Source organism: Leptospira harrisiae (assembly GCF_002811945.1).
GTDB lineage: Bacteria > Spirochaetota > Leptospiria > Leptospirales > Leptospiraceae > Leptospira_A > Leptospira_A harrisiae.
Window position 1 is genome coordinate 1 of sequence record NZ_NPDX01000017.1, and the last position, 563, is coordinate 563.

At 47.4% G+C, this 563-nt stretch carries 1 pseudogene; it reads right to left on the reverse strand.

Annotation, left to right across the window (positions count from 1 at the left end):
* Positions 1-563: pseudogene (locus CH364_RS18725) on the reverse strand (hypothetical protein); the annotation flags it as partial.

The following is a 563-nucleotide window of genomic DNA, read 5'->3' on the forward strand; positions in this document are numbered from 1 at the left end:
AACTCATACCCTACGTTAGCACCAAAGCCACCGTTTTGGGTATAACTCACTCCAGCAGAGAATCCAGCTAACTTCACAGAAGCACTTGCACCAAAGCCTGCACTCTCTGAGTAACTCATTCCCAGACTCACTACACCTACTTTAACCCCAAGGTTGGCACCAAAGCCTTCATCATAAGAATAGGATACATCCACACCTGTAATCGAAGAATAAGCGCTCGCAGCGCCAGTAACCGCACCAAGCACTCCACCTTCATAGGCTCCTTTGACGGCTTTATATGCAGCTAGTGCAAGAAGGGATGCTCCACCAGTAAACGGTGCAGCAACAATAGCAGCCACTGTCGTTATGGTATCGATTACATCCCCATTATCGTTCATGAACTTGGCAGCAGTTTTAGCGTTGATGATTCCACCAGTCGCAACAGACACAACTCCACCAACTGCATTGGCAAATCCATTACCGTTCAGTGCTTCTCCTTCAGCCTTGATCTCGTTGTATTTTTCCTTCATCTTAAGGATAGGATAGAACTGGTTGAAGTGGTGAGTTCCGAAGGCTCCACCCAC